Raw genomic sequence first — 22693 nt, forward strand, 5'->3', positions numbered from 1 at the left:
TTCGTCCGCTTCGTCCGCTTCGTCCGCTTCGTCCGCTTCGTCCGCTTCGTCCGCTTCGTCCGCTTCGTCCGCTTCGTCCGCTTCGTCCGCTTCGTCCGCTTCGTCCGCTTCGTCCGCTTCGTCCGCTTCGTCCGCTTCGTCCGCTTCGTCCGCTTCGTCCGCTTCGTCCGCTTCGTCCGCTTCGTCCGCTTCGTCCGCTTCGTCCGCTTCGTCCGCTTCGTCCGCGCGTCAGGCGGTGCGCGGCGGCCGCGGCGACGTCGGCCGCGCCGCCCCCTGCGCGCCCCGCGCCGCACCCGCCTTGCGGCGCGCGATCAGCTCCGCGAGCGACAGATCGAGCTTCTCGCTCGCGAACGCATCGAGAAGCGCCGCGCAGTCGACCTCCGTCTTGCCGCGCTGCGCCTGGTAGACGAGCTCCGACCGGTCGATCACGAGCACGTCGAACAGATTCGCGACCGTCAGGCGCTCCGGGTTCGCGAGCATCACGTAGTGCGGCGCGGCGTCGCTGCCGCTTTGCAGCCGCGCGACCCACTCGCGCTCCTCGAGCGTCGACAGGAGCCGCTGCGCGGTTTCCATGTCGCAGCGCGCCATCAGCGCGAGCCGCACGGCCGTATAGCCTGGCCTGCCCGCCTCCTGCGCCTCGGCGAGCCGCGCGAGTAATTCCAGCGAATCGAGCAGGTCGCTGCCCGGATAGTGGATTCTGTGAAACTGGCCGACCCGGATCGCCGGCAGCGCCGACGCGATCATCGCGCCCGCGAGCGTAACGAACCAGCTCAGATACATCCACAACAGGAACATCGGCACGGTCGCGAACGCGCCATACACCGCGGTATAGGTCGGGATGCGCCGCACGTAGTAGCCGAAGCCGCGCTTCGCGAGCTCGAACGCAACCGCCGCGCAGACGCCGCCCACCGCCGCGTCGCGCCACGCGACCGTGCAGTTCGGCAGATACACGTAGAGCAGCGTGAACGCGAGCACCGTGAGCGGCAGCGACGCGGCCGTCAGCAGCCATTCGAAGATGGGCGGCGTGCTCGTCGACCCGGCGAACGCGAGCGATTTCGTGAACAGATACGACGACATCGACAGGCTCACGCCGAACAGGAGCGGCCCGAGCGTGATGAGCGCCCAGTACGCGAGCACGCGCTGCGCGAATGGCCGCGGCTTGCGCACGCGCCAGATCAGGTTGAACGCGGATTCGACCGTCATCATCGTCATCACGGCCGTGACGACGAGCACGATGAGGCCCGCCGTCGTCAACCCCTTCGCCTTCGACGCGAACTGGTTCAGGTACTTGAAGATCTGGCTGTTGAACTGCGCGGGCATCAGGTGATCGGCGAGGAACCCCTGCAGCGAGTTCTGGAACGACGCGAACATCGGAAACGCGGTAAAGAGCGCGAAGGCGACCGTCACGAGCGGCACGAGCGCGAGCATCGTCGTGAACGTGAGACTGCCCGCGACCTGCGGGATGCGGTCTTCCGCGCTGCGCTTCGCAGCGAAGCGCGCGAGACGCTTGATGGTGTCGAGGTCGACGCTCAACTTCGGCAACGGCTTTCTCCTTTTGCTGCACGTGCCGCGCGCGTTGCGCGGAGGTCGAGCCGCGCCCCTTCGCAGCGGCTTCAGCCCCTATAATAGCCGCTCGTTCAAGGGGCCTATGAAAGACATCCTCGTCCTCTATTACAGCCGCCACGGCGCGACACGCGAACTCGCGCTCGCGATCGCGGCGGGCATCGACAGCGTTCCGGGCATGCAGGCGCGCATCCGTACCGTGCCGCCCGTGTCGGCCGTCTGCGAGGCGACGCAGCCCGACATCCCCGACGACGGCCCGCCGTACGCGGAGCCGCGCGACCTCGACGAATGCGCGGGTCTCGCGCTCGGCTCGCCCACTCGCTTCGGCAACATGGCCGCGCCGCTCAAGTACTTCCTCGACGGCACGACGCCGCAATGGCTGTCGGGCGCGCTCGCGGGCAAGCCGGCCTGCGTGTTCACGTCGACGGGCAGCCTGCACGGCGGCCAGGAATCGACGCTGCTGTCGATGATGCTGCCGCTCCTGCACCACGGCATGATGATCGTCGGAATTCCTTACACCGAATCCGCGCTGTCCGTCACGCAGACGGGCGGCACGCCGTACGGCGCGTCCCATTTCGCGCGCGCGGCCGACGCCGCGCACGAGCGCATTTCCGCCGACGAAAAGGCGCTCGCGCACGCGCTCGGCGCGCGGCTCGCACGCACCGCGTCGCTGCTCGGCGCCGCGTCCGCATGAACGCGCCCGCCTCGGCGAAGCCGCTCGCCGCGCGCGCGGCCGTGCTTTGCCTCGTCGCGCTGATCGCGCTTTGCGTCGCGTGGGAAACCTGGCTCGCGCCGTTGCGGCCGGGCGGCTCCGCGCTGATCCTGAAGGCCGTGCCGCTCGCGCTCGCGCTGCCCGGCGTGTGGCGGCGCAGCGTCTACACGCTGCAGTGGGCGTCGATGCTGATTTTGATTTATCTTGCAGAAGGCATCGTACGCGGCATGACGGACGGCGGCCTGTCCGCACGGCTCGGCTGGCTCGAGGCCGCGCTCGCGCTCGGCTGCTTCGGCGCGGCGCTCGCCTACGTCGCGCCGTACAAACGCGCCGCGAAACAAGCCACACAGCGGGCCACAAAGCGGGCGGTGAAGCACGCGCAAGACCGTCCGTCCGTGCCAGGCCGCCCCCGTTCCTGATTTTTTCGATTGCCAGACCTCCGAACGAACGCCATGACTTCCTCTTCCGCTTTCGTCGACGCGTGCCGCCAGGCGATCGGCGCCGACTACGTGCTGACCGATCCTCACGACACCGCCTCGTTCCTGACCGACTGGCGCCGCCGCTATCAGGGCGCCGCGTGCGCGGTGCTCAAGCCCGCGAACACCGAAGAGGTCGCGGCGCTCGTGAAGCTCGCGGTCAAGCACCGCGTCGCGCTCGTGCCGCAAGGCGGCAACACGGGCCTCGCGGGCGGCGCGACGCCCGATGCGAGCGGCGCACAGGCGGTGCTGAGCCTCTCGCGCCTGAACCGCGTGCGCGCGCTCGACCCGCACAACAACACGATCACCGTCGAGGCGGGCGTGATCCTCGCCGACGTGCAGGCGCGCGCGCAGGAGGCGGACCGGCTCTTTGCGCTGAGCCTCGCCGCCGAAGGCAGTTGCACGATCGGCGGCAATCTCGCGACGAACGCGGGCGGCACCGCAGTGCTGCGCTACGGCAACGCGCGCGAGCTGTGCCTCGGTCTCGAGGTCGTCACACCGCAAGGCGAGATCTGGGACGGCCTGCGCGGGCTGCGCAAGGACAACACCGGCTACGATCTGCGCGATCTCTTCATTGGCGCCGAAGGCACGCTCGGCATCATCACGGCCGCGGTGATGAAGCTGCATCCGCGCCCCGCCGCGAAGGTCACCGCGCTCGCCGCGCTCGAATCGCCGCGCGCGGCGCTCGATTTCCTCGCGCTCGCGCAACGCGCCGCCGGCCCGTTGCTGACGGGCTTCGAGCTGATGTCCGACTTCTGCATGAAGCTCGTCGGCAAGTACTATCCGCAGTTGCGCTACCCGTTCGACGCGACGCATCCGCAGACCGTGCTGCTCGAATTGTCCGACAACGAAAGCGAGACGCACGCGCGCGCGCTTTTCGAGAAGATGATGGAAGCAGCATTCGAGGCGGGGCTCGTCGTGGACGCGGTCGTCGCCGAGAACCTCGCGCAGTCGCGCGCGTTCTGGGATCTGCGTGAGCACATCCCGCTCGCGCAGGCGGACGAAGGGCTCAACATCAAGCACGACATCGCGGTGCCGATCTCGTCGATCGCGCGTTTCATCGACGAGACCGACGCGGCGATCCAGGCGGCCGCGCCCGGCGCGCGGATGGTCACGTTCGGCCACCTCGGCGACGGCAACCTGCACTACAACGTGCAGATGCCCGAGGGCGGCGATCCGAAGGCGTTCCTCGCCGCGCACCAGGCGCACATCAACCGGATCGTCTACGACAACGTCCACAAGCATCGCGGGACGATCAGCGCCGAGCACGGCATCGGCCAACTGAAGATCGACGACGCGCAGCGCTACAAGCCGGCCGTCGAGATCGGGCTGATGCGCGCGCTGAAGACGGCGCTCGATCCGCTCAACCTGATGAACCCCGGCAAAGTGCTGCACTGACGCCGCCAGCCGTGATACGAAGGAGCCGTCCGTGAAGATCCGCGTGCTGTCCGACCTGCATCTCGAATGCAACGAGCCCGACGCGATCCCATACGCGCACGCGGATCTCGTCGTGCTCGCGGGCGATATCCACAATCACGCGGAAGGCTTGCGCTGGGCGGCGGAGACGTTCGATCCGGACGTGCCCGTCGTCTACGTGCCCGGCAACCACGAGTATTACGACGGCGAGTTCGGCGCACTCGAAGCGGCGATGCGCGATGCCGCCGCGACGCTCGACCACGTCCACTACCTGAACAACGCCGCTTACGTCGATCCGGCCGGACGCTTTCGCGTACTCGGCACGACGCTCTGGAGCGATTTCGAGCTGTTCGGCAGCGACGCGGAAGCGCGCGCGCAGTCGATCGCCGCGTGCGAGCGCGTGATGCTCGATTTCAAGGGCTTGATTCAGGTGGATTGGCCGAGCGAAGCCGGCGACGGGGAGACGGCCCGCGCGCATGGCGCCGCAGGGAAGGCGCCGGCCCGAGCCATCGAGGCCGAGCCGGGTCCGCGCAGCTTCGCGCCGCGCGACGCGCTCGCGTTGCATCGCACCGCCCGCGCGTGGCTCGAGCGCGAGCTCGCAAAGCCGTGGGCGGGCGCGACGATCGTCGTCACGCATCACGCGCCGCACCGCGCGAGCCTCGCCGCGCGCTACGCCGGCGATCTCGCGTCGGCCGGCTTCATCAGCGATCTGAGCGCGCTCGTGCGGCCGCCCGTCGCGCTATGGATTCACGGCCACACGCATACGTCGTTCGACTACACGACCGCGGAAGGCACGCGGGTCGTCTGCAATCCGCGCGGCTACATCCGCCGGCGCACCGGCGAGCGGGAAAATCCGTCATTCGAATGGGGCAAGATCGTCACGCTCGCGTGACGCGAGCGCGCGGCGAAACGGAACGCCACGCCGCGCAGGCGTTCAGAGCACGGTGCGGCGGCCGTCCCGATGCGGACGGCGCGTACGCGCACGCACCGGCACCGGCACGCGGCGCTGTTGCGCTTCGAGCGCGCGCAGCATCTCGCGCGACGCCGCGATCCCGATTGCGCCGAACAGCGCGAGCGCGCCGCAACCCAGCAGCAAAGGCGTATTCATCGATTTCTCCCCGATCCGTCGATTGCGTTAAACGAATACATGGAACGACAGTAACAAACCCGACGCGGCGGGAGCGTAAAAAAATGTTGCGACAGCGTCAAAATGCGTCAATTCCGCAGAGCGCCGCCTCAGGTCTGCACGGTGAAGCGCTCGAGCGCCGCTTCGTCGGCCTCGAGAATCGAAGGCAGCTCGTCGCGCAGGAAGTCGACCCACGTGCGGATCTTTGCGTCGAGATATTGGCGCGACGCGTAAAGCGCATAGATGTTCATCACGTGCGACCGGTACTCGGGCATCACGCGGACGAAGTCGCCGTTGCGCAGCCCGGCGATCGCCGAATAGAGCGGCAGCACGCCGATCCCCATCCCTTCGCGAATGCCGGCCGCGAGCGCCTCCGCGACGTTCACGCGAAACGGCGGCGGCGCGAGCGTCACGCTCTCTTCGCCGTGCGGCCCCATCAGCTTCCATTCGTCCCAGTAGAGGCCCGGCGCGACCATCCCGAGGCACACGTGACTCGCGAGATCCTGCGGCCGCTGCGGCGCGCCGTGACTCTCGATGTAGCCGCGCGACGCGCAGACGACGCTGAACGTTACGCCGAGCCGCTGCGACACGAGCCCCGAATCGGGCAGCTCGCGCCCGACGACGAGCGACACGTCGAATCCTTCGTCGAGCAGGTCCGGCAGCCGCTGCGCGAGCGTCAGATCGATGTGGACCTCCGGATAGCGCTGCTGATAGCGTGATACCGCGGGCACCGTGTAGTGCTGGCCGAGGCTCGTCATGCAGTGCACCTTCAGCTTGCCGGACGGGCGCGCGTGCGCATCGCTCGCCTCCGCCTCGGCCTGCTCGACGTACGCGAGGATCTGCTCGCAGCGCTGCAGGTAGCGCTCGCCCGCCTCGGTGAGCGCGATGCGGCGCGTCGTCCGGTTCAGGAGACGCGTGCGCAGGTGCGCTTCGAGATCGGAAACCGCTCTCGAAGCGTATGCCGTCGTCGAATTGAGCTGCTGCGCCGCCGCCGTGAAGCTGCCCGCATCGACCACGCGGACGAACACACGCATGTTTTGGAGCGTATCCATGCTATTTCCCTATTGAATCCGGAAGGATTGTTGCATAAATATTCAACAATATTGTCTCAATTTCCGTAAAAATGCGTTGCACCATTGTCGGTTTATTTGGCAATCCGCAAAAAAATATAATCGCATCCGACTCATCTTTATCCGAAAGGGAGAAAATCGTGCAATCTCCGGCAACAAAAGGGACGTTTGCACTCGCGGTTCTTGCAATCTCATTAATAATGGCCGGATGCGCGAGCATGGGCGATGTTGCGCCGCAAGCAAAGCAGATCGATCCGGCGTCGCTCGACGCGGGCGCAGCGATCGCGGCGGCCGACCGCGACGCGGGCTGGCCCGCGTCCGACTGGTGGCGCGCATATCGCGATCCGCAACTCGACGCATGGATTGCCGCGTCGCTTGCCGGCAATCCGTCGCTCGCGGCCGCTCAGGCGCGCGTGCGCGAGGCGCAGTCGCTCGCGCGCATCGCGCACGCCGACGAACTGCCGCAGATCAACGGCAACCTGTCGCTGATGCGGCAGCACTGGCCGGACAACGTCTATTACGGCCCCGGCCCGCTCGCCGACGCCGACACCTGGAACAACACGGGCACGCTGAGCCTGTCGTACCGCCTCGATCTGTGGGGCAGGGACAAGAACAACGCGGAGCGCGCGCTCGACACGGCGCGCGCCCGCGCGGCCGACGCCCGTGCCGCGCAGCTCGAGCTCGAAGCGAACGTCGTGCGCGCGTATATCGACTTCGCGAAGAACTACGCGCTCCTCGACATCGCGCACACGACCTACGAGCGTCAGCGCGCGCTCGCCGGACTCGCGCACAAGCGCCTTCGCGCGGGCATCGGCACGCAGCTCGAAGTGAGTCAGGCCGAGGCGCCGCTCCCCGACTATTCGCGCCAGATCGATTCGTACGAAGAAGCCATTCAGCTCGGCCGCCACCAGCTCGCCGCGCTCGCGGGCAAGGGACCGGGCGCGGGTGCGTCGCTCGCGCGGCCCATGCTCGCGCTCGACGCGAACGCCGGCCTGCCGTCCGCGCTGCCCGCCGAGCTGATCGGCCGCCGGCCGGACGTCGTCGCCGCGCGCTGGACGGTCGGCGCGCAAGCGCGCGGGATCGACGTCGCGAAGGCCGCGTTCTATCCGAACGTCGACCTGATCGCGTCGCTCGGCGGTTTCGCGGTCAGCGCCCCGTTCGCGACGTTCCTGCGCGCGATGAACGGCGGCTGGTCCGCAGGCCCCGCGCTCACGCTGCCGATCTTCGAAGGCGGCCGGCTGCGCGCGCAGTTGGGCGTCGCGTCGGCCGGCTACGACGAGGCGGTCGAGCAATACAACCAGACGATCGTCGGCGCGCTGAAGGACATCGCCGACAACGTCGTGCGGCTGCACTCGCTCGACTCTCAGCAAAAGGACGCCGCGCGCGCAGTCGCGCTCACGCAGCGCTCGTACGATCTGTCGCATGCGGGCTTCAGCCGCGGGCTGACCGACTACGTGAACGTGCTGCTCGCGCAGAGTCAGTTGCTGACTGCGCAGGAGAACCAGACGCGCATCGAAGCCGCTCGGCTCGCCGCGCAGGCATCGCTGATGGTCGCGCTCGGCGGCGGGCTCGAAACCGAGAGCGCCGCGCCGCATGACGCGCCGGCAGGCAACGCGCGGCGCGCGGGCGCGGCTGCTTCGGCTGCTTCGGCTGCTTCGGCTGCTTCGGGTACTTCTGGTACTTCGGGTACTTCGGGTACTTCGACCGGCGCCCGTGCTCCGGCGGGCGCGGCTGCATCGACTGCGTCCGCCGGCAACCGCGCCGCCATCGCGGCGCGCGCGTCGGCGAAGACCCCCGTCGCGACCGCGACCGACATCGTTGCGCCCGCCGCGGACGCATCCTTGCCGACGTCCGCCGCGGCGAACGCCGCAACGTCGTCCGCCACGCGCGCCGCCCGCTAACCGAGGAGCCGATCATGCCAGCCGCCTCCCCCGCTTCCACCCCGCCGCCGCAATCGGCCGGCGCCGCGTTCGTCGCGTCGATGAGCGACTGGGCGCACACCGACGGCGCCGCATGGCTCTATCTCGCGAAGGCGCTCGTCGCCGCGTTCCTCGCGCTCGGCGTGTCGATGGTCCTCGACCTGCCCGCGCCGAAGACCGCGATGACGACCGTGTTCATCGTGATGCAGCCGCAAAGCGGTGCGGTGTTCGCGAAGAGCTTCTACCGGCTCATCGGCACGTTCGTCGGCCTGACCGCGACGCTCACGCTCATCGGCCTGTTCCCGCAGCAGCCGGTGCTGTTCCTCCTCGCGGTCGCGCTGTGGGTCGCCGTGTGCACGGCGGGCGCCGCGCGCAATCGCAACTTCCGCAGCTACGGATTCCTGCTCGCCGGCTACACGGCCGCGCTGATCGGCCTGCCCGCGTCGCAGCATCCCGACGGCGCGTTCATGACCGCGATGACGCGGGTGTCCGAGATCTCGGTCGGCATCCTGTCGGCGGGCATCGTGAGCGCGCTGATCTTCCCGCAGTACACGGGCGAACAGATGCGCACGACGGTGCGCCAGCGCTTCGGCGCGTTCGTCGATTACGTCGCGGCCGCGCTCGCGGGCGCGCTCGACCGTTCGAAGATCGAGAGCGTCCATACGCGCTTCGTCGCGGACGTCGTCGGCTTCGAGTCCGCGCGCAGCATGGCCGTGTTCGAGAACCCGGACACGCGGATGCGCAGCGGCCGGCTGTCGCGCCTCAACAGCGAGTTCATGACCGCGTCGAGCCGCTTCCACGCGCTGCATCAGCTGATGAACCGGCTGCACGCGACGAGCGCGCAGGCGGTCGACGCGCTCGAGCCGTACTTCCGCGAGATCGCGCCGCTCCTGTCGAAGGACGGCGAGCACGTGCGCACGTCCGCCGACGCCGCGGGCGCGGCCGAGCAACTGCTCGCGTATCGCGACGCGCTGCCGCGCCGCGTCCGCGCGACGCGCGCCGAGCACGAGACGCAGCCCGGCTTTCCGCTCCTCGACTTCGACACCGCGTCCGAGCTGCTGTACCGCTTCATCACCGATCTGCACGCGTACGCGGCGACCTATGCGTCGCTCGCCGCGAGCACGCACGAGCGCGAGCGCTGGATCGAGCGCTACGAGCCGCGCACGAACGCGACGGCCGCGCTGATCGCGGGCATCCGCACCGCGAGCGTGATGCTGCTCCTGAGCGTGTTCTGGATCGAGAGCGCGTGGCCGAGCGGCGTGATGCTCGTGCTGAACGCGGCGGCCGTGTGCGCGCTCGCGTCGTCGTCGCCGCAGCCGACCAAGATGGCCGCGCAGATGGCGATCGGCACCGCGTTCGGGGTCGTCATGGGCTTCGTGCTGATGTTCGGCGTCTATCCGCACATCGACGGCTTCGTGCTGCTGTGCGCGGCGCTCGCGCCGTTCCTCGCGCCCGGCGTGTTTCTGTCGCTCAAGCCGAAGTACGCGGGCTGCGGCGCGGGCTACCTGATCTTCTTCTGCACGCTCGCCGGCCCGGAGAACGTCACGCATTACGATCCGGTCGGCTTCATGAACGACGCGCTCGCGCTCGTGCTGTCGATGATCGTTGCGGCGATCGCGTTCGCGGTGCTGTTCCCGCCGAGCGCGCCGTGGCTCAAGAAGCGCCTGTTCGCCGATCTGCGCCATCAGGCGATCGCTGCGTGCCATGCTCGCCTCGCGGGGCTGCGCACGCGCTTCGAGAGCGGCGCGCGCGATCTGATGTTCCAGGCGCACGGACTGTCGGCCGACCAGCCCGACGCGCAGCGCGACGCGTTGCGCTGGATGTTCGCGGTGCTCGAGACCGGCAACGCGGTGATCGATTTGCGCCACGAGCTCGCGACGCTGCCGCGCGATCCGCGCTACGCGGCGACGATGCCGTGGCGGCGCGCGATCGAGTCGGCGCGCGACGCGCTCGCCGCGCTGTTCGGCAAGCCGACGCCCGCGCGCTTCGACGCGGCGCTCGCGGCCGCCGTCGAAGCGATCGCCGCGACCCAGCAGGCGCTCGTCACGTTCGCGCCGCCGCGCGAAGAGCGTCATCAGATGCAGCGGATCCTATCGCAACTGCATTTCGTGCGCACCGCGCTGCTCGATCCCGAATCGCCGTTCGCCGCGCTCAACGGCGGGCGTGTGCCGCCCGCCCAACAAGGAGCTCCATCATGATGCCGCGCGACCTCGCCATCCTCGACGCGTACGTGCCGACCGTCGTGCTGATGTTCGTCATCGGCGCGTTCGCGACCTGGCTGATCGACCGCCTGCTCGCTTATACGGGCCTCTACCGCGTCGTCTGGCACCCGTCGCTGTTCCGGGCGAGTCTCCTCGTCTGCATTTGCGGCGGACTCAGTCTCGCCGTCTACCGTTGATATGAATCGAATCATGCTCTTGCGAAAACTCTTCGGCTTCGTCGCGACAGCCGCCATCCTGATCGTCGCGATCCTGATCGGGCGCACGCTGTGGATCCATTACATGGACGAGCCCTGGACCCGCGACGGCCGCGTGCGCGCGGAGATCGTCAACGTCGCGCCGGACGTGTCGGGCGCGGTCGTCGAGCTGCCGGTGCGCGACAACCAGCCCGTGAAGAAAGGCGACCTCGTGATGCAGATCGACCCGTCGCACTACCAGATCGCGGTCGAGCAGGCGCAGGCGGCCGTCGCCGCCCGCCGCGCCGAGCTGCAGATGCGCCGCGCCGACGCCGCGCGCCGCGCGGACCTCGACGCGCTCGTCGTGTCGAAGGAAAACCGCGAGAACTCGGTGCAAACCGCGTCGAGCGCCGAGGCGCAGTATCAGCAGGCGATCGCCGCGCTCGACGCCGCGAAGCTCAATCTCGAGCGCACGCGCGTCGTCGCGCCGGTCGACGGCTACATCACGAACCTGAGCGTGTTCAAGGGCGACTACGCGACGGCCGGCCAGGCGAAGCTCGCGATCGTCGACAGCCACTCGTTCTGGGTCTACGGCTACTTCGAGGAAACCAAGCTGCCGCGCGTGAAGATCGGCGCGAAGGCGCAGATGCGGCTCATGAGCGGCGGCGTGCTGAAAGGCCACGTCGAGAGCATCTCGCGCGGCATCTACGACCGCGACAATCCGCAGAGCCGCGATCTCGTCGCCGACGTGAACCCGACGTTCAACTGGGTGCGGCTCGCGCAGCGCGTGCCGGTGCGCATCCATATCGACGAAGTGCCGAAGGATCTCGTGCTGTCGGCCGGCACGACGTGCACGGTGATCGTCGAGCCGGACGACGGTGGCAAGCGCAAGTCGTAGGTCGTGGGTCGCGATTCGAATGCGGGCATGTCCGCGAAACGGCGCGCGGCATGAGAAAACGGCCAGGCGGGATTGCGCGCCGGCCGTCTTGCGTCAGGAGCGCTTGCTAGCAAGCCACGGCGGAAAGATTCGACGGCGAGCAGCAACATGCCTCGTCACTGGAGAGCACGACACGGCGCAATCGAGCGAGCGGAGGCGGCGACTTGCTCCGGCGCCGCCGCTTCGCAGCGCGCCGCGACGTCGAGCGCCGCGTTCGCGCCGGAGCCGTCAGGGCATCTCGGCCTGTCCGCCGCCGCGCGATGCGATGCACGCGCGACAGCGAGCGAGCCGAGGCGCACCCGCTCAACCCGCCGCGTGCGCGGGCAAATGAAAGCGCCCGACCATCGCCTTCAGCATCTGCGCCTGCTCGTCGAGCGCGCGCGCGGCCGCGGCCGCCTCCTCGACGAGCGCCGCGTTCTGCTGCGTCCCCGCATCCATCTGCGTGACCGCGCGCTCGATCGCGTCGATACCCGAGCTCTGCTCGTTCGACGCAGCCGAGATCTCGCCCATGATGTCGGTCACGCGCTTCACCGCGCGCACGACTTCGTCCATCGTGCGCCCCGCGTCCTGCGCGAGCACCGCGCCGTTCGCGACCCGCTCGACCGACGCGCCGATCAGCGCCTTGATCTCCTTCGCGGCCGTCGCCGAGCGCTGCGCGAGCGAGCGCACCTCGCTCGCGACGACCGAGAAACCCCGCCCTTCCTCGCCCGCGCGCGCCGCCTCGACGGCCGCGTTCAGCGCGAGGATGTTGGTCTGGAACGCGATGCTCTCGATCACGCCGATGATGTCGCGGATGCTCTTCGCGCTCTCGTCGATCTCGTTCATCGTCGTGACCACGCGGCCGACGACCGCGCCGCCCGCCTCGGCGACCGACGACGCATTCGCCGCGAGCGCGCTCGCCTGGCGAGCGTTTTCCGCATTCTGGTGGACGGTCGAGGTCAGCTCCCCTACGCTCGTCGCGGTCCGTTCGAGTGCGACCGCCTGCTGCTCGGTGCGCTGCGACAGATCGAGATTGCCCATCGCGATCTGGCCCGCGGCGGACGCGATCGCCTCCGCGCTCGCCGAAATCTCGCGCACGGTGCCGGCCAGGCCCTCCTGCATGTCGCGCAGCGCGTGCAGCATGCTGCCGTGGTCGCGGCGGTCGAGCCGGATCGCGTTCGACAGATCGCCGCGCGAGATGCTGACCGCGATCTCCTTCGCATACGCGGGCTCGCCGCCCAGCTGCGCGCCGAGCCGCCGCACGACCCACGCGGCGATCACGAACGCGAGCACGACGAGCGCGGCCGTCATTGCGGCGAGCATCGCGAACGATTCGCGGTAGATCGCGCCCGATGCGTCGAGCGTCGCCTTCGACGCGTCGCCGCGCGCGTCGACGAGCCCGTCGACGCGCTTCTCGAGCTTGCCCGTCTCGACGAGCAGCGACACGTCCTGCGAGCCGACCTGCCAGCTCATCTGAGACAGATCGAGCGGCTGTTCGCGCACGAGCTTCACGAAATCGCGCAGATGCCCGCTCCACGCGGCGACGGCCGCGCTGAACGCCTTGAGCCGCGCGGCGTCGTCGGCCGCGCCGTCCGCATGCCGCTGCAGCGTCGCGAGCTCGGCGCCGATCGCCGCGAGCCCTTTGTCGATGTCCGCGCCGAGGTCGTCGCGCTCCTTCGCGGTCGTCGCGGTGATCAACATCTTCTGCGCCCGGCTCGCGCGCAGCACCGACGCGCGCACTTCCTCGGCCGCGCGGCTCGCGACGTGCCCCTGATCGTAGACCGACTTGATCGAGCTGTTGAGCCGGCTGATCTGCACGAGCGAGAACAGGCCGACGGCGAGCGTGCCCACGAGCAGCACGGCGAACGCGGCGCGCAGCGTCGTCTTCACCGACCATGCGCGGCGTCTTCGGCGCGACTTGCCGGGCTTGGGCGCGCGCCCCTGGCTCCCCGTCGAGTCGTCGGGCAGGAAGTGCTTGCCGTGCAGCGATACTCCTTTCATCGATAGATCCCCGTTCTTGTGCTGCGGCCAAAAAGGCGGTTTCGGCGTGACCGTCGGCGCTCGCGCGAGACGTCTCGCCTGACTCTACGGCAGACGCTTTTTTTTCTTGAGTGGGGTGAAACCCGTTTTGCCGCACGCGGCGCCCGGCCGGCAACGGCGCAAACGCTAAACACGTCGGGCACGCGGGCCGGCACACAAAAGCGTGCAACAGTCGCGTGCAGAGTTGTCCGATTTGCGATAAAAATTGGCCGGACATTGCCGATGAGCCACACTACACTTCGTTGACGCATCAAAGAAAAACACGCGCCGTGCCCTTTCGAGCACGCAGCGCCCCTTCCGAGACACTCGCATTCCTATGGAAACCAGCCTCGACAACCGTCCGTCCGTTGCCCGCTCCGCCGCGCCGTCCGCGCCGGCTGCCGCCGTCTCGCGCACCGTCTATCCAGTGCTCGGCGCGATCAGCTTCTCGCATCTGCTCAACGACATGATCCAGTCGTTGATTCTCGCGATCTATCCGATGCTGAAATCGGCGTTCGCGCTGTCGTTCGCGCAGATCGGCCTCATCACGCTGACCTACCAGATCACCGCGTCGCTGCTGCAGCCCGTGATCGGCCTCTACACGGACAAGCGTCCGCAGCCGTACTCGCTGCCCATCGGCATGGGCTTCACGCTCGCGGGCCTGCTGCTGATGTCGTTCGCGCCGACATTCCCGCTCCTGCTCGTCGCGGCGGCGCTCGTCGGCTGCGGCTCATCGGTGTTCCATCCGGAATCGTCGCGTGTCGCGCGGATGGCGTCGGGCGGCCAGCACGGACTCGCACAGTCGCTGTTCCAGGTCGGCGGCAACGCCGGCTCGTCGCTCGGGCCGCTGCTCGCCGCGCTCATCGTGATCCCGCACGGCCAGCGCAGCATCGCGTGGTTCTCGGTCGCGGCGCTCGTCGCGATCTTCGTGCTCGTGCAGATCGGCCGCTGGTACCAGCGCCATCCGGCCGCGAAGAAGAAGGCCGTGCATACGGCGCACCCGACGCTGTCGCGGCGCCAGGTCATGCTCGCCGTCGGCGTGCTCGTGATGCTCGTGTTCTCGAAGTACTTTTATCTCGCCAGCATCAACAGCTATTTCACGTTCTATCTGATCGACAAATTCCATCTGTCGGTACAGGCCGCGCAGATCCACCTGTTCGTGTTCCTCGCGGCCGTCGCGGCGGGCACGATCATCGGCGGGCCGGTCGGCGACCGGATCGGGCGCAAGTACGTGATCTGGACGTCGATCCTGGGCGTCGCGCCGTTCACGCTGATGCTGCCGTACGCCAACCTGTTCTGGACCACGGTGCTGACCGTCGTGATCGGCGTCGTGCTCGCGTCGGCGTTCGCGGCGATCATCGTCTATGGACAGGAGCTGATTCCGGGCAAGGTCGGGACGGTCGCGGGCCTCTTTTTCGGCCTCTCGTTCGGCCTCGGCGGCGTCGGCGCGGCGGTGCTCGGCCAGCTCGCCGACGCGACGAGCATCGCGTTCGTCTACAAGGTCTGTTCGTTCCTGCCGCTGATCGGCGTGCTGACGGTGTTTCTGCCGAACGTCGAGAGCAAGAAGACGCCCGGCAAGCGGGCTGCTTGAGGGAGCGGCGCAATCCGGGGGCCGCCTGAGACAGACGCGATCGGCGACGGATGGAAAGGCGGAGCCGGATTCGGGGCCGCTGCCTGCGCGTCGCCCGCGTCGACTGTCGATAAATCGATGTGGATCTGCGCGTAGCGCTGCGCGCTGCGTACGGTGCGAGCGCCGCAGGCCGCAATCGCCGCAAACACCGCGTCGCGGCGGTAGCAGATACCGCCTGATTCCGGTCAAAAGAAATGGCGCGCGGTGGCGGCGGCCTCGACGAGCGGCTCCGCTGCCGAACCGATCGCCCAGCCCACGCCGCGCGTCGAACCGCCGTTACCCGGCGCGGTCCGCAGCAGCGCGCCGCTCAACCCGCCATCGAATCAAGCCGCCTTCGCATGCGCGGCGAGAAAGCGCTTCAGAATGCCCGACGAATACGTGCCGGCGATGTCGGTCAGGAAGGTCGTGAACGACGCGCTCGCGTGATCGTCGGCGGTATCGGAAATCGTCCGGACGATCGCGCACGGCACGTCGTATTCGTGGCACACCTGCGCGAGCGCCGCGCCTTCCATCTCGACCGCGAGCGCATCCGGCAGCGCGTCGCGCAGCGCGGTCACTTCGCGCTCGCTCGACACGAAGCGATCGCCGCTGACGATGAGCCCTGCGCGCACGCGCGCGCCGCGCAGCCGGAAGCGCAGGTTCAGCGCATCGCCCTCGTCCTCGACGAAGCGCGCGCAGGCGGCCTTCAACTGCGCGGCGAGCGCGGCGTCGGCGGCGAAGCGCGTGACGCCGAGGAGCGGCACCTCGAAGCGCGGAAAGAGCGGCGACGCGTCGAGATCGTGCTGCAGCAGCGTGTCGGCGACGACGACGTCGCCGACGCTCACGTCGCTCGCGACGCCGCCCGCGACGCCCGTGAACACGACCGCGCGCACGTCGAAGCGATGGATGAGCGCGCTCGCCGTCGCGGCGGCCGCGACCTTGCCGATTCGCGCGAGCGTGACGACGCACGGCACGCCGTACGCAACGCCGGCGTGGTAATCGCGCTGGCCGAGCGTGACTGTGTCGACCGGGCCGTCGTCGCGCATCGCGGCGACGAGGTCGCCCAACTCCTCCGGCAGCGCGGCGAGGATGCCGAGCGGCCGGTTCGAAAACGTCTGCTGAATCATTCGACCGCCTGCAGTTTCGCGACCGCGAGCGCGAGCCACTTCTCGCCGTGCCGCTTGAATTTGACTTGCGCCTTCGCGTCGGCGCCGCTGCCTTCGAGCGCGGTCACCGTGCCTTCGCCGAACTTCGTGTGGAACACCTGCTGGCCGATCCGGAAGCCGTTTTCGGCCTCGCGCTGCTGGTTCGCAAACGCGGGCAGCGGCGCGGACACCGCCGCGTCGACGACGCTGTCGCGCGCGCCGCCCGGCCGCGCGAACCAGTCGCGGCCCCAGCCTGCGTTGTCCGATCGACCGCCCCAGCGGGCGCCCGCTTCGACCTTCGGCGTCAGCCACTTGAGCACGTGCTGCGGCAGCTCGTCGAAGAAGCGCGAGCGGATGTTGTAGCGGGTCTGGCCGTGCAGCATCCGGCTCTGCGCGAACGACAGGTAGAGCCGCTCCTTCGCCCGCGTGATCGCGACGTACATCAGCCGGCGCTCTTCCTCCAGGCCGTCGGATTCGACCGCGCTGTTCTCGTGCGGGAACAGGCCTTCCTCGAGCCCGGTGATGAACACCGCGGTGAACTCGAGCCCCTTCGCTGCGTGGACGGTCATCAGTTGCACCGCATCCTGGCCCGCCTGCGCCTGGTTGTCGCCCGCCTCGAGCGACGCATGCGACAAAAAGCCCGCGAGCGGCGTCATCGCATCGGGGTTCTGCGCGGGATCGGCGAGGTTCGCGGGCGCGAGCACCGCATCGGCCGGATCGGCGTCGCCCGCGGCGAGCTCGGGCGCCGCGCTCGCGCGCGCATGCAGCGGAATCGACCGCGCGGGCGTGTCGAGCCCGTAGCCTTCCTCGGAGACGAACGCGGTGGCCGCGTTCACCAGTTCCTGCAAGTTCTCGAGGCGATCCTGCCCTTCGCGCTCGCCCTGATAGAAGTCCGCGAGGCCGCTCGCGCGCACGACGTACTCGACCGTCTCGGGCAAGCTCATCTGCGCCGTTTCCGCGCGCATCTTCGCGATCAGGTTCGCGAACGCGCCGAGGCTCGTGCCCGCCTTGCCCGTCACGTACGGAATCGCGGCCGCCATCGAGCAGTCGTATAGGCGCGCGGCGTCGGCCAGCTGCTCGATCGAGCGCGCGCCGATCCCGCGCGTCGGGAAGTTGACGACGCGCGCGAACGCGGTGTCGTCGCTCGGATTGTCGATGAGGCGCAGGTACGCGAGCGCGTGCTTCACTTCCTGCCGCTCGAAGAAGCGCAGGCCGCCGTACACGCGATACGGGATGCCCGCCGTCATCAGCGTGTGCTCGATCGAGCGCGACTGTGCGTTGCTCCGGTACAGCACCGCGACCTCGCTGCGCGCGAGGCCCGTATTCACGAGCGAGCGGATCTCCTCGACGATCCACGCCGCTTCCTGCGCGTCGGTCGCCGCCTCGTAGACGCGCACCGGCTCGCCGTGGCCCGCGTCGGTGCGCAGGTTCTTGCCGAGCCGGTGCGCGTTGTTCGCGATCAGATGATTCGCCGCGTCGAGAATGTTGCCGTGCGACCGGTAGTTCTGCTCGAGCTTGATCAGGTTGCGCACGCGGAATTCGTTCTCGAAATCGCGCATGTTGCCGACGTTCGCGCCGCGAAACGCATAGATTGACTGGTCGTCGTCGCCGACCGCGAAGATCGCGTTGTGGCCGCCCGCGAGGAGCTTCAGCCACGCGTACTGCAGCTTGTTCGTATCCTGGAACTCATCGACGAGGATGTGCTTGAAGCGCGCCTGGTAGTGCGCGCGCAGCGGCGGGTTGTGCGCGAGCAGCTCGTGGCAGCGCAGCAGCAGCTCGGGGAAATCGACGACGCCCTCGCGCTGGCACTGCTGCTCGTACGCCTGGTACAGCTCGACGAACTTGCGGTTGAAGCTGTCGGTCGCGTCGACCCGGTCGGGACGCAGCCCCTGCTCCTTCGCGTTGTTGATGAAGTACTGGACGTTCTTCGGCGGATATTTCTCGTCGTCGACGTTCGCCGCCTTCATCAGCCGCTTGATCGCGGAGAGCTGGTCGGCCGTGTCGAGGATCTGGAACGTCTGCGGCAGCCCCGCGTCGCGGTAGTGCGCGCGCAGCATCCGGTTGCAGAGGCCGTGGAACGTGCCGATCCACATGCCGCGCGTGTCGATCGGCATCATCGCGGACAGGCGCGCCATCATTTCGCGCGCGGCCTTGTTCGTGAACGTGACGGCAAGCACCGTCGCGGGCGACGCGTAGCCATGCCGGATCAGCCACGCGATCCGCGTGATGAGCACGCGGGTCTTGCCGCTGCCCGCCCCGGCGAGGATCAGCGCCGGCTCGTTCGGCAACGTGACGGCGGCGAGTTGTTCGGGGTTCAGGTTTGCGAGCAGATCGGGCATGGAGAGAAGGCGGTCGAACGGATGGACGCAGACCGGACATTATAAATCGCGCGCGGCCTGCGCCGCCCGGCGGATGCGCATCCATTTATAATCGAGGGTTTCCGCAACAATCACCCCACCTTTCGGCGAATTTCCTACCATGAGCGACACCACGCTTGCGAAGAGTTTCGAGCCCCAGACCATCGAATCCCAATGGGGGCCGGAATGGGAAAAGCGCGGCTATGCCACTCCCGCGCTCGACCCGAGCCGGCCGGACTTCTCGATCCAGTTGCCGCCCCCGAACGTGACGGGCACGCTGCACATGGGCCACGCGTTCAATCAGACGATCATGGACGGGCTCGTGCGCTACCACCGGATGCTCGGCCACAACACGCTGTGGCTGCCCGGCACCGACCACGCGGGCATCGCGACGCAGATCGTCGTCGAGCGCCAGCTCGATGCGCAAGGCGTGTCGCGGCACGACCTCGGCCGCGAGAAATTCGTCGAGCGCGTATGGGAATGGAAGGAAAAATCCGGCTCGACGATCACCGGCCAGATCCGCCGGCTCGGCGCATCGCCCGACTGGTCGCGCGAGTACTTCACGATGAACGACAAGATGTCGGACGTCGTGCGCGAAGTGTTCGTGCGCCTCTATGAACAGGGCCTCATCTATCGCGGCAAGCGCCTCGTCAACTGGGACCCCGTGCTGCTTACCGCCGTGTCCGACCTCGAAGTCGCGAGCGAAGAGGAAAACGGCCATCTGTGGCACATCAGGTATCCGCTCGCCGACGGCTCGGGCCACCTGACCGTCGCGACGACGCGCCCCGAGACGATGCTCGGCGACGTCGCGGTGATGGTCCATCCGGAAGACGAGCGCTACAGGCAACTGATCGGCCGGCACGTGAAGCTGCCGCTTTGCGATCGCGAGATTCCGGTGATCGCCGACGACTACGTCGACCGCGAATTCGGCACGGGCGTCGTGAAGGTCACGCCCGCGCACGACTTCAACGACTACCAGGTCGGCCTGCGCCACAAGCTCGAGCCGATCGAGATCCTGACGCTCGACGCGAAGATCAACGACAACGCGCCCGGGCAATACCGGGGCCTCGACCGCTTCGACGCGCGCCGCGCGATCGTCGACGAACTCGACGCGCAAGGCTTCCTCGAATCCGTGAAGCCGCACAAGCTGATGGTGCCGCGCGGCGACCGCACGGGCGTCGTGATCGAGCCGATGCTCACCGATCAGTGGTTCGTCGCGATGACGAAGCCCGCGCCGGAAGGCACGTTCCATCCGGGCAAGTCGATCACGGAAGTGTCGCTCGACGTCGTGCGCGGCGGCCGGATCAAGTTCGTGCCGGAAAACTGGACGAGCACCTACTACCAGTGGCTCGAGAACATTCAGGACTGGTGCATCTCGCGCCAGCTGTGGTGGGGCCATCAAATTCCCGCGTGGTACGGCGAGAACGGCGAGATCTTCGTCGCGCGCAGCGAGGACGACGCGCGCGCGCAGGCCGCCGCGAAGGGCTACGCGGGCCCGCTCAAGCGCGACGACGACGTGCTCGACACGTGGTTCTCGTCGGCGCTCGTGCCGTTCTCGTCGCTCGGCTGGCCGAACGACACGCCGGAACTAAAGCACTTCCTGCCGTCGTCGGTGCTCGTGACGGGCTTCGACATCATCTTCTTCTGGGTCGCCCGGATGGTGATGATGACGACGCACTTCACGAACAAGGTGCCGTTCGAGACGGTCTACGTGCACGGCCTCGTGCGCGACGCCGAAGGCCAGAAGATGTCGAAGAGCAAGGGCAACACGCTCGACCCGATCGACATCATCGACGGCATCGGTCTCGACGCGCTCGTCGCGAAGCGCACGACGGGCCTGATGAATCCGAAGCAGGCCGCGACGATCGAGAAGAAGACGCGCAAGGAGTTCCCCGACGGCATCCCGGCGTTCGGCACCGACGCGCTGCGCTTCACGATGGCGTCGATGGCGACGCTCGGCCGCAACGTGAACTTCGACCTCGCGCGCTGCGAAGGCTACCGCAACTTCTGCAACAAGCTGTGGAACGCAACCCGCTTCGTGCTGATGAACTGCGAAGGCCACGACTGCGGCTTCGACAAGCCGGAAGTGTGCGGCGCGGGCGACTGCGGCCCGGGCGGGTATCTCGACTTCTCGGCGGCGGACCGCTGGATCGTGTCGCTCCTGCAGCGCGTCGAGGCGGACATCGCGAAGGGCTTCACCGACTACCGCTTCGACAACATCGCGAACGCGATCTACAAGTTCGTCTGGGACGAGTACTGCGACTGGTACCTCGAGCTCGCGAAGGTGCAGATCCAGAACGGCGCGCCCGAGCAGCAGCGCGCGACGCGCCGCACGCTGCTGCGCGTGCTCGAGACGGTGTTGCGTCTCGCGCATCCGATCGTCCCGTTCATCACCGAGGCGCTGTGGCAGAAAGTCGCGCCGCTCGCCGGCCGCTATCCGGCGTGCACGGCGGAAGGCGAAGCGTCGCTGATGACGCAGGCGTATCCGATCGCCGATCCGAAGAAGCTCGACGAGGCCTCCGAACAGTGGGCGGCCGAACTGAAGACCGTAGTCGATGCATGTCGTAATCTTCGTGGCGAGATGAATCTGTCTCCCGCGACCAAGGTGCCGCTCCTCGCAGCCGGCGACGCCGCGAAGCTGCAGGCGTTCGCGCCGTACGTCCAGGCGCTCGCGCGCCTGTCCGAAGTGCGCGTCCTCGCGAACGAAGCGGCGCTCGACGCAGAAGCGCACGGCGCGCCGATCGCGATCGTCGGCGACAACAAGCTGGTGCTGAAGGTCGAGATCGACGTCGCGGCGGAGCGCGAGCGTCTGTCGAAGGAGATCGCGCGTCTCGAAGGCGAGGTCGTGAAGTGCAACGCGAAGCTCGGCAACGAGGCGTTCGTCGCAAAAGCGCCGCCCGCCGTGGTTGAACAAGAGCAAAAGCGGCTCGCGGAGTTTCGGAATACATTGACGAAACTGAGCGCGCAGCTTGCCCGCCTGCCGTCGTAACAGTCCGTAAGGAATCTTGCGTTCACTATAATGCTGCAATCACCATTTGATTCGACCGAATCAATACGAGGAACAAGGGTTCAATCATGCTGAAAGTCACCAAGGCGGTTTTCCCGGTCGCGGGCTTGGGCACGCGGTTCCTGCCCGCCACGAAGGCGAGCCCGAAGGAAATGCTGCCGGTCGTCGACAAACCGTTGATCCAGTATGCGGTGGAAGAAGCGATTGCAGCGGGCATCACCGAAATGATCTTCGTGACGGGCCGCAGCAAGCGCGCAATCGAGGACCACTTCGACAAGTCGTATGAAGTCGAGGCGGAGCTCGAAGCGCGCGGCAAGGAAAAGCTGCTCGAGCTCGTGCGCAGCATCAAGCCGAGCCATGTCGATTGCTTCTACGTGCGTCAGCCGGAAGCACTCGGCCTCGGTCACGCGGTGCTGTGCGCGGAGAAGCTCGTCGCCGACAACCCGTTCGCCGTGATCCTCGCGGACGACCTGCTCGACGGCGACCCGCCCGTGATGAAGCAGATGGTCGACGTGTTCGACCACTATCACAGCTCGGTGATCGGCGTCGAAGAGATTCCGCCTGAGGACACGAAGTCCTACGGGATCGTCGACGGCAAGGAGTGGGAAGACTCGATCATCAAGATGTCGGCGATCGTCGAGAAGCCCGCGCCCGAAGTCGCGCCGTCGAACCTCGGCGTCGTCGGCCGCTACGTGCTGAAGCCGCGGATCTTCGATCACCTGCGCGCGTTGAAACCCGGCGCGGGCGGCGAGCTGCAATTGACGGACGCGATCGAGGCGCTCCTCGCCGACGAGCAGGTGCTCGCGTACAAGTACCGCGGCACCCGCTTCGACTGCGGCAGCAAGCTCGGCTATCTGAAGGCGACGGTCGAGTTCGCGCTGCGCCATCCCGAAGTGAAGACCGAGTTCGAAGCGTATCTGCGCTCGCGCAGCGAAACGCAGCAACCGTAACCCCGGTCAAGCG

18 protein-coding genes are annotated in these 22693 nt (G+C 67.9%); 11 read left to right on the plus strand and 7 right to left on the minus strand.

What is annotated here, in order from left to right:
• Positions 1 to 228 precede the first annotated feature (228 nt).
• Positions 229 to 1542 (minus strand): YihY family inner membrane protein, encoded by a 1314-nt coding sequence (locus WS70_RS10945; RefSeq protein WP_059597794.1) that lies wholly within the window; start codon positions 1540 to 1542, stop codon positions 229 to 231.
• Between the two features lie 106 nt (positions 1543 to 1648).
• Between WS70_RS10945 and wrbA the strand changes: the two genes are divergently transcribed.
• From wrbA to WS70_RS10965, 4 genes are read left to right on the plus strand one after another with little or no spacing between them, the layout of a single operon-like run.
• Positions 1649 to 2257, plus strand: coding sequence for an NAD(P)H:quinone oxidoreductase (wrbA, locus tag WS70_RS10950; RefSeq protein WP_059597795.1), 609 nt, complete (start codon positions 1649 to 1651; stop codon positions 2255 to 2257).
• Entirely contained in the window at positions 2254 to 2694 is a 441-nt protein-coding gene (locus WS70_RS10955; RefSeq protein WP_059597796.1) for a DUF2069 domain-containing protein, read from the plus strand. Before wrbA ends, WS70_RS10955 begins: the two co-directional genes overlap by 4 nt.
• A 33-nt stretch (positions 2695 to 2727) precedes the next feature.
• The gene (locus WS70_RS10960) at positions 2728 to 4149 is read left to right on the plus strand and encodes an FAD-binding oxidoreductase (RefSeq protein WP_059597797.1); all 1422 of its coding nucleotides are present in this window, start codon (positions 2728 to 2730) and stop codon (positions 4147 to 4149) included.
• A gap of 31 nt (positions 4150 to 4180) precedes the next feature.
• The gene (locus WS70_RS10965) at positions 4181 to 5059 is read left to right on the plus strand and encodes a metallophosphoesterase (RefSeq protein WP_059597798.1); all 879 of its coding nucleotides are present in this window, start codon (positions 4181 to 4183) and stop codon (positions 5057 to 5059) included.
• 42 nt (positions 5060 to 5101) lie between these two features.
• Here the strand turns inward: WS70_RS10965 and WS70_RS32340 are convergent, their stop codons facing one another.
• Positions 5102 to 5275 (minus strand): hypothetical protein, encoded by a 174-nt coding sequence (locus WS70_RS32340; protein ID WP_197419332.1) that lies wholly within the window; start codon positions 5273 to 5275, stop codon positions 5102 to 5104.
• Positions 5276 to 5403: 128 nt separating this feature from the next.
• Positions 5404 to 6345 (minus strand): LysR family transcriptional regulator, encoded by a 942-nt coding sequence (locus WS70_RS10975; RefSeq protein WP_059474182.1) that lies wholly within the window; start codon positions 6343 to 6345, stop codon positions 5404 to 5406.
• Positions 6346 to 6563: 218 nt separating this feature from the next.
• On the opposite strand from WS70_RS10975, the gene WS70_RS10985 reads away from it, so the two are divergent.
• The 4 genes from WS70_RS10985 to WS70_RS11000 are packed head-to-tail and all read left to right on the plus strand — an operon-like array spanning position 6564 to position 11575.
• On the plus strand, positions 6564 to 8264 hold the full coding sequence (locus tag WS70_RS10985) for an efflux transporter outer membrane subunit (protein ID WP_059597799.1): 1701 nt from the start codon (positions 6564 to 6566) through the stop codon (positions 8262 to 8264).
• 14 nt (positions 8265 to 8278) lie between these two features.
• Positions 8279 to 10480: an FUSC family protein gene (locus WS70_RS10990; RefSeq protein ID WP_059474180.1), complete on the plus strand. Its 2202-nt coding sequence runs from the start codon at positions 8279 to 8281 to the stop codon at positions 10478 to 10480.
• Positions 10477 to 10680, plus strand: coding sequence for a DUF1656 domain-containing protein (locus WS70_RS10995; protein ID WP_004191885.1), 204 nt, complete (start codon positions 10477 to 10479; stop codon positions 10678 to 10680). The genes WS70_RS10990 and WS70_RS10995 overlap by 4 nt, the downstream gene beginning before the upstream one ends.
• A gap of 13 nt (positions 10681 to 10693) precedes the next feature.
• Positions 10694 to 11575, plus strand: coding sequence for an efflux RND transporter periplasmic adaptor subunit (locus WS70_RS11000; protein ID WP_059597849.1), 882 nt, complete (start codon positions 10694 to 10696; stop codon positions 11573 to 11575).
• Positions 11576 to 11917: 342 nt separating this feature from the next.
• Here the strand turns inward: WS70_RS11000 and WS70_RS11010 are convergent, their stop codons facing one another.
• Positions 11918 to 13594 carry a methyl-accepting chemotaxis protein gene (locus WS70_RS11010; protein ID WP_059474178.1) on the minus strand — a complete coding sequence of 559 codons (1677 nt, stop codon included), beginning with the start codon at positions 13592 to 13594 and terminating at the stop codon, positions 11918 to 11920.
• 355 nt (positions 13595 to 13949) lie between these two features.
• Between WS70_RS11010 and WS70_RS11015 the strand changes: the two genes are divergently transcribed.
• Positions 13950 to 15203 (plus strand): MFS transporter, encoded by a 1254-nt coding sequence (locus WS70_RS11015; RefSeq protein WP_059474177.1) that lies wholly within the window; start codon positions 13950 to 13952, stop codon positions 15201 to 15203.
• A gap of 224 nt (positions 15204 to 15427) precedes the next feature.
• Here the strand turns inward: WS70_RS11015 and WS70_RS33440 are convergent, their stop codons facing one another.
• Genes WS70_RS33440 through WS70_RS11025 form a run of 3 tightly spaced genes read right to left on the minus strand, consistent with a single transcriptional unit; the run spans position 15428 to position 18705 of the window.
• A complete protein-coding gene (locus tag WS70_RS33440; RefSeq protein WP_257791883.1) occupies positions 15428 to 15553 on the minus strand; it encodes a hypothetical protein in 126 nt (41 codons plus the stop codon).
• Between the two features lie 12 nt (positions 15554 to 15565).
• Complete coding sequence (locus tag WS70_RS11020; RefSeq protein ID WP_059474176.1) at positions 15566 to 16348, minus strand: 5'-methylthioadenosine/adenosylhomocysteine nucleosidase; 783 nt, start codon at positions 16346 to 16348, stop codon at positions 15566 to 15568.
• Positions 16345 to 18705 carry a UvrD-helicase domain-containing protein gene (locus WS70_RS11025; protein ID WP_059474175.1) on the minus strand — a complete coding sequence of 787 codons (2361 nt, stop codon included), beginning with the start codon at positions 18703 to 18705 and terminating at the stop codon, positions 16345 to 16347. Before WS70_RS11025 ends, WS70_RS11020 begins: the two co-directional genes overlap by 4 nt.
• 139 nt (positions 18706 to 18844) lie before the next feature.
• Between WS70_RS11025 and WS70_RS11030 the strand changes: the two genes are divergently transcribed.
• Complete coding sequence (locus tag WS70_RS11030; RefSeq protein ID WP_059597800.1) at positions 18845 to 21712, plus strand: valine--tRNA ligase; 2868 nt, start codon at positions 18845 to 18847, stop codon at positions 21710 to 21712.
• An 86-nt stretch (positions 21713 to 21798) separates the two neighbouring features.
• On the plus strand, positions 21799 to 22680 hold the full coding sequence (gene galU / locus WS70_RS11035; protein WP_059474173.1) for a UTP--glucose-1-phosphate uridylyltransferase GalU: 882 nt from the start codon (positions 21799 to 21801) through the stop codon (positions 22678 to 22680).
• Positions 22681 to 22693: the final 13 nt, after the last annotated feature.

The sequence above is a fragment of the Burkholderia mayonis genome (assembly GCF_001523745.2).
GTDB classification, from domain to species: domain Bacteria; phylum Pseudomonadota; class Gammaproteobacteria; order Burkholderiales; family Burkholderiaceae; genus Burkholderia; species Burkholderia mayonis.

What these genes read in the sequence shown, in the direction of transcription:
- wrbA (WP_059597795.1), top strand. Translation starts at nt 1,649, where the DNA reads ATGAAAGACATCCTCGTCCTCTATTACAGCCGCCACGGCGCGACACGC.
- WS70_RS10955 (WP_059597796.1), top strand. Translation starts at nt 2,254, where the DNA reads ATGAACGCGCCCGCCTCGGCGAAGCCGCTCGCCGCGCGCGCGGCCGTG.
- WS70_RS10960 (WP_059597797.1), top strand. Translation starts at nt 2,728, where the DNA reads ATGACTTCCTCTTCCGCTTTCGTCGACGCGTGCCGCCAGGCGATCGGC.
- WS70_RS32340 (WP_197419332.1), bottom strand. Translation starts at nt 5,275, where the DNA reads ATGAATACGCCTTTGCTGCTGGGTTGCGGCGCGCTCGCGCTGTTCGGC.
- WS70_RS10975 (WP_059474182.1), bottom strand. Translation starts at nt 6,345, where the DNA reads ATGGATACGCTCCAAAACATGCGTGTGTTCGTCCGCGTGGTCGATGCG.
- WS70_RS10985 (WP_059597799.1), top strand. Translation starts at nt 6,564, where the DNA reads ATGGCCGGATGCGCGAGCATGGGCGATGTTGCGCCGCAAGCAAAGCAG.
- WS70_RS10990 (WP_059474180.1), top strand. Translation starts at nt 8,279, where the DNA reads ATGCCAGCCGCCTCCCCCGCTTCCACCCCGCCGCCGCAATCGGCCGGC.
- WS70_RS10995 (WP_004191885.1), top strand. Translation starts at nt 10,477, where the DNA reads ATGATGCCGCGCGACCTCGCCATCCTCGACGCGTACGTGCCGACCGTC.
- WS70_RS11000 (WP_059597849.1), top strand. Translation starts at nt 10,694, where the DNA reads ATGCTCTTGCGAAAACTCTTCGGCTTCGTCGCGACAGCCGCCATCCTG.
- WS70_RS11010 (WP_059474178.1), bottom strand. Translation starts at nt 13,594, where the DNA reads ATGAAAGGAGTATCGCTGCACGGCAAGCACTTCCTGCCCGACGACTCG.
- WS70_RS11015 (WP_059474177.1), top strand. Translation starts at nt 13,950, where the DNA reads ATGGAAACCAGCCTCGACAACCGTCCGTCCGTTGCCCGCTCCGCCGCG.
- WS70_RS11020 (WP_059474176.1), bottom strand. Translation starts at nt 16,348, where the DNA reads ATGATTCAGCAGACGTTTTCGAACCGGCCGCTCGGCATCCTCGCCGCG.
- WS70_RS11025 (WP_059474175.1), bottom strand. Translation starts at nt 18,705, where the DNA reads ATGCCCGATCTGCTCGCAAACCTGAACCCCGAACAACTCGCCGCCGTC.
- WS70_RS11030 (WP_059597800.1), top strand. Translation starts at nt 18,845, where the DNA reads ATGAGCGACACCACGCTTGCGAAGAGTTTCGAGCCCCAGACCATCGAA.
- galU (WP_059474173.1), top strand. Translation starts at nt 21,799, where the DNA reads ATGCTGAAAGTCACCAAGGCGGTTTTCCCGGTCGCGGGCTTGGGCACG.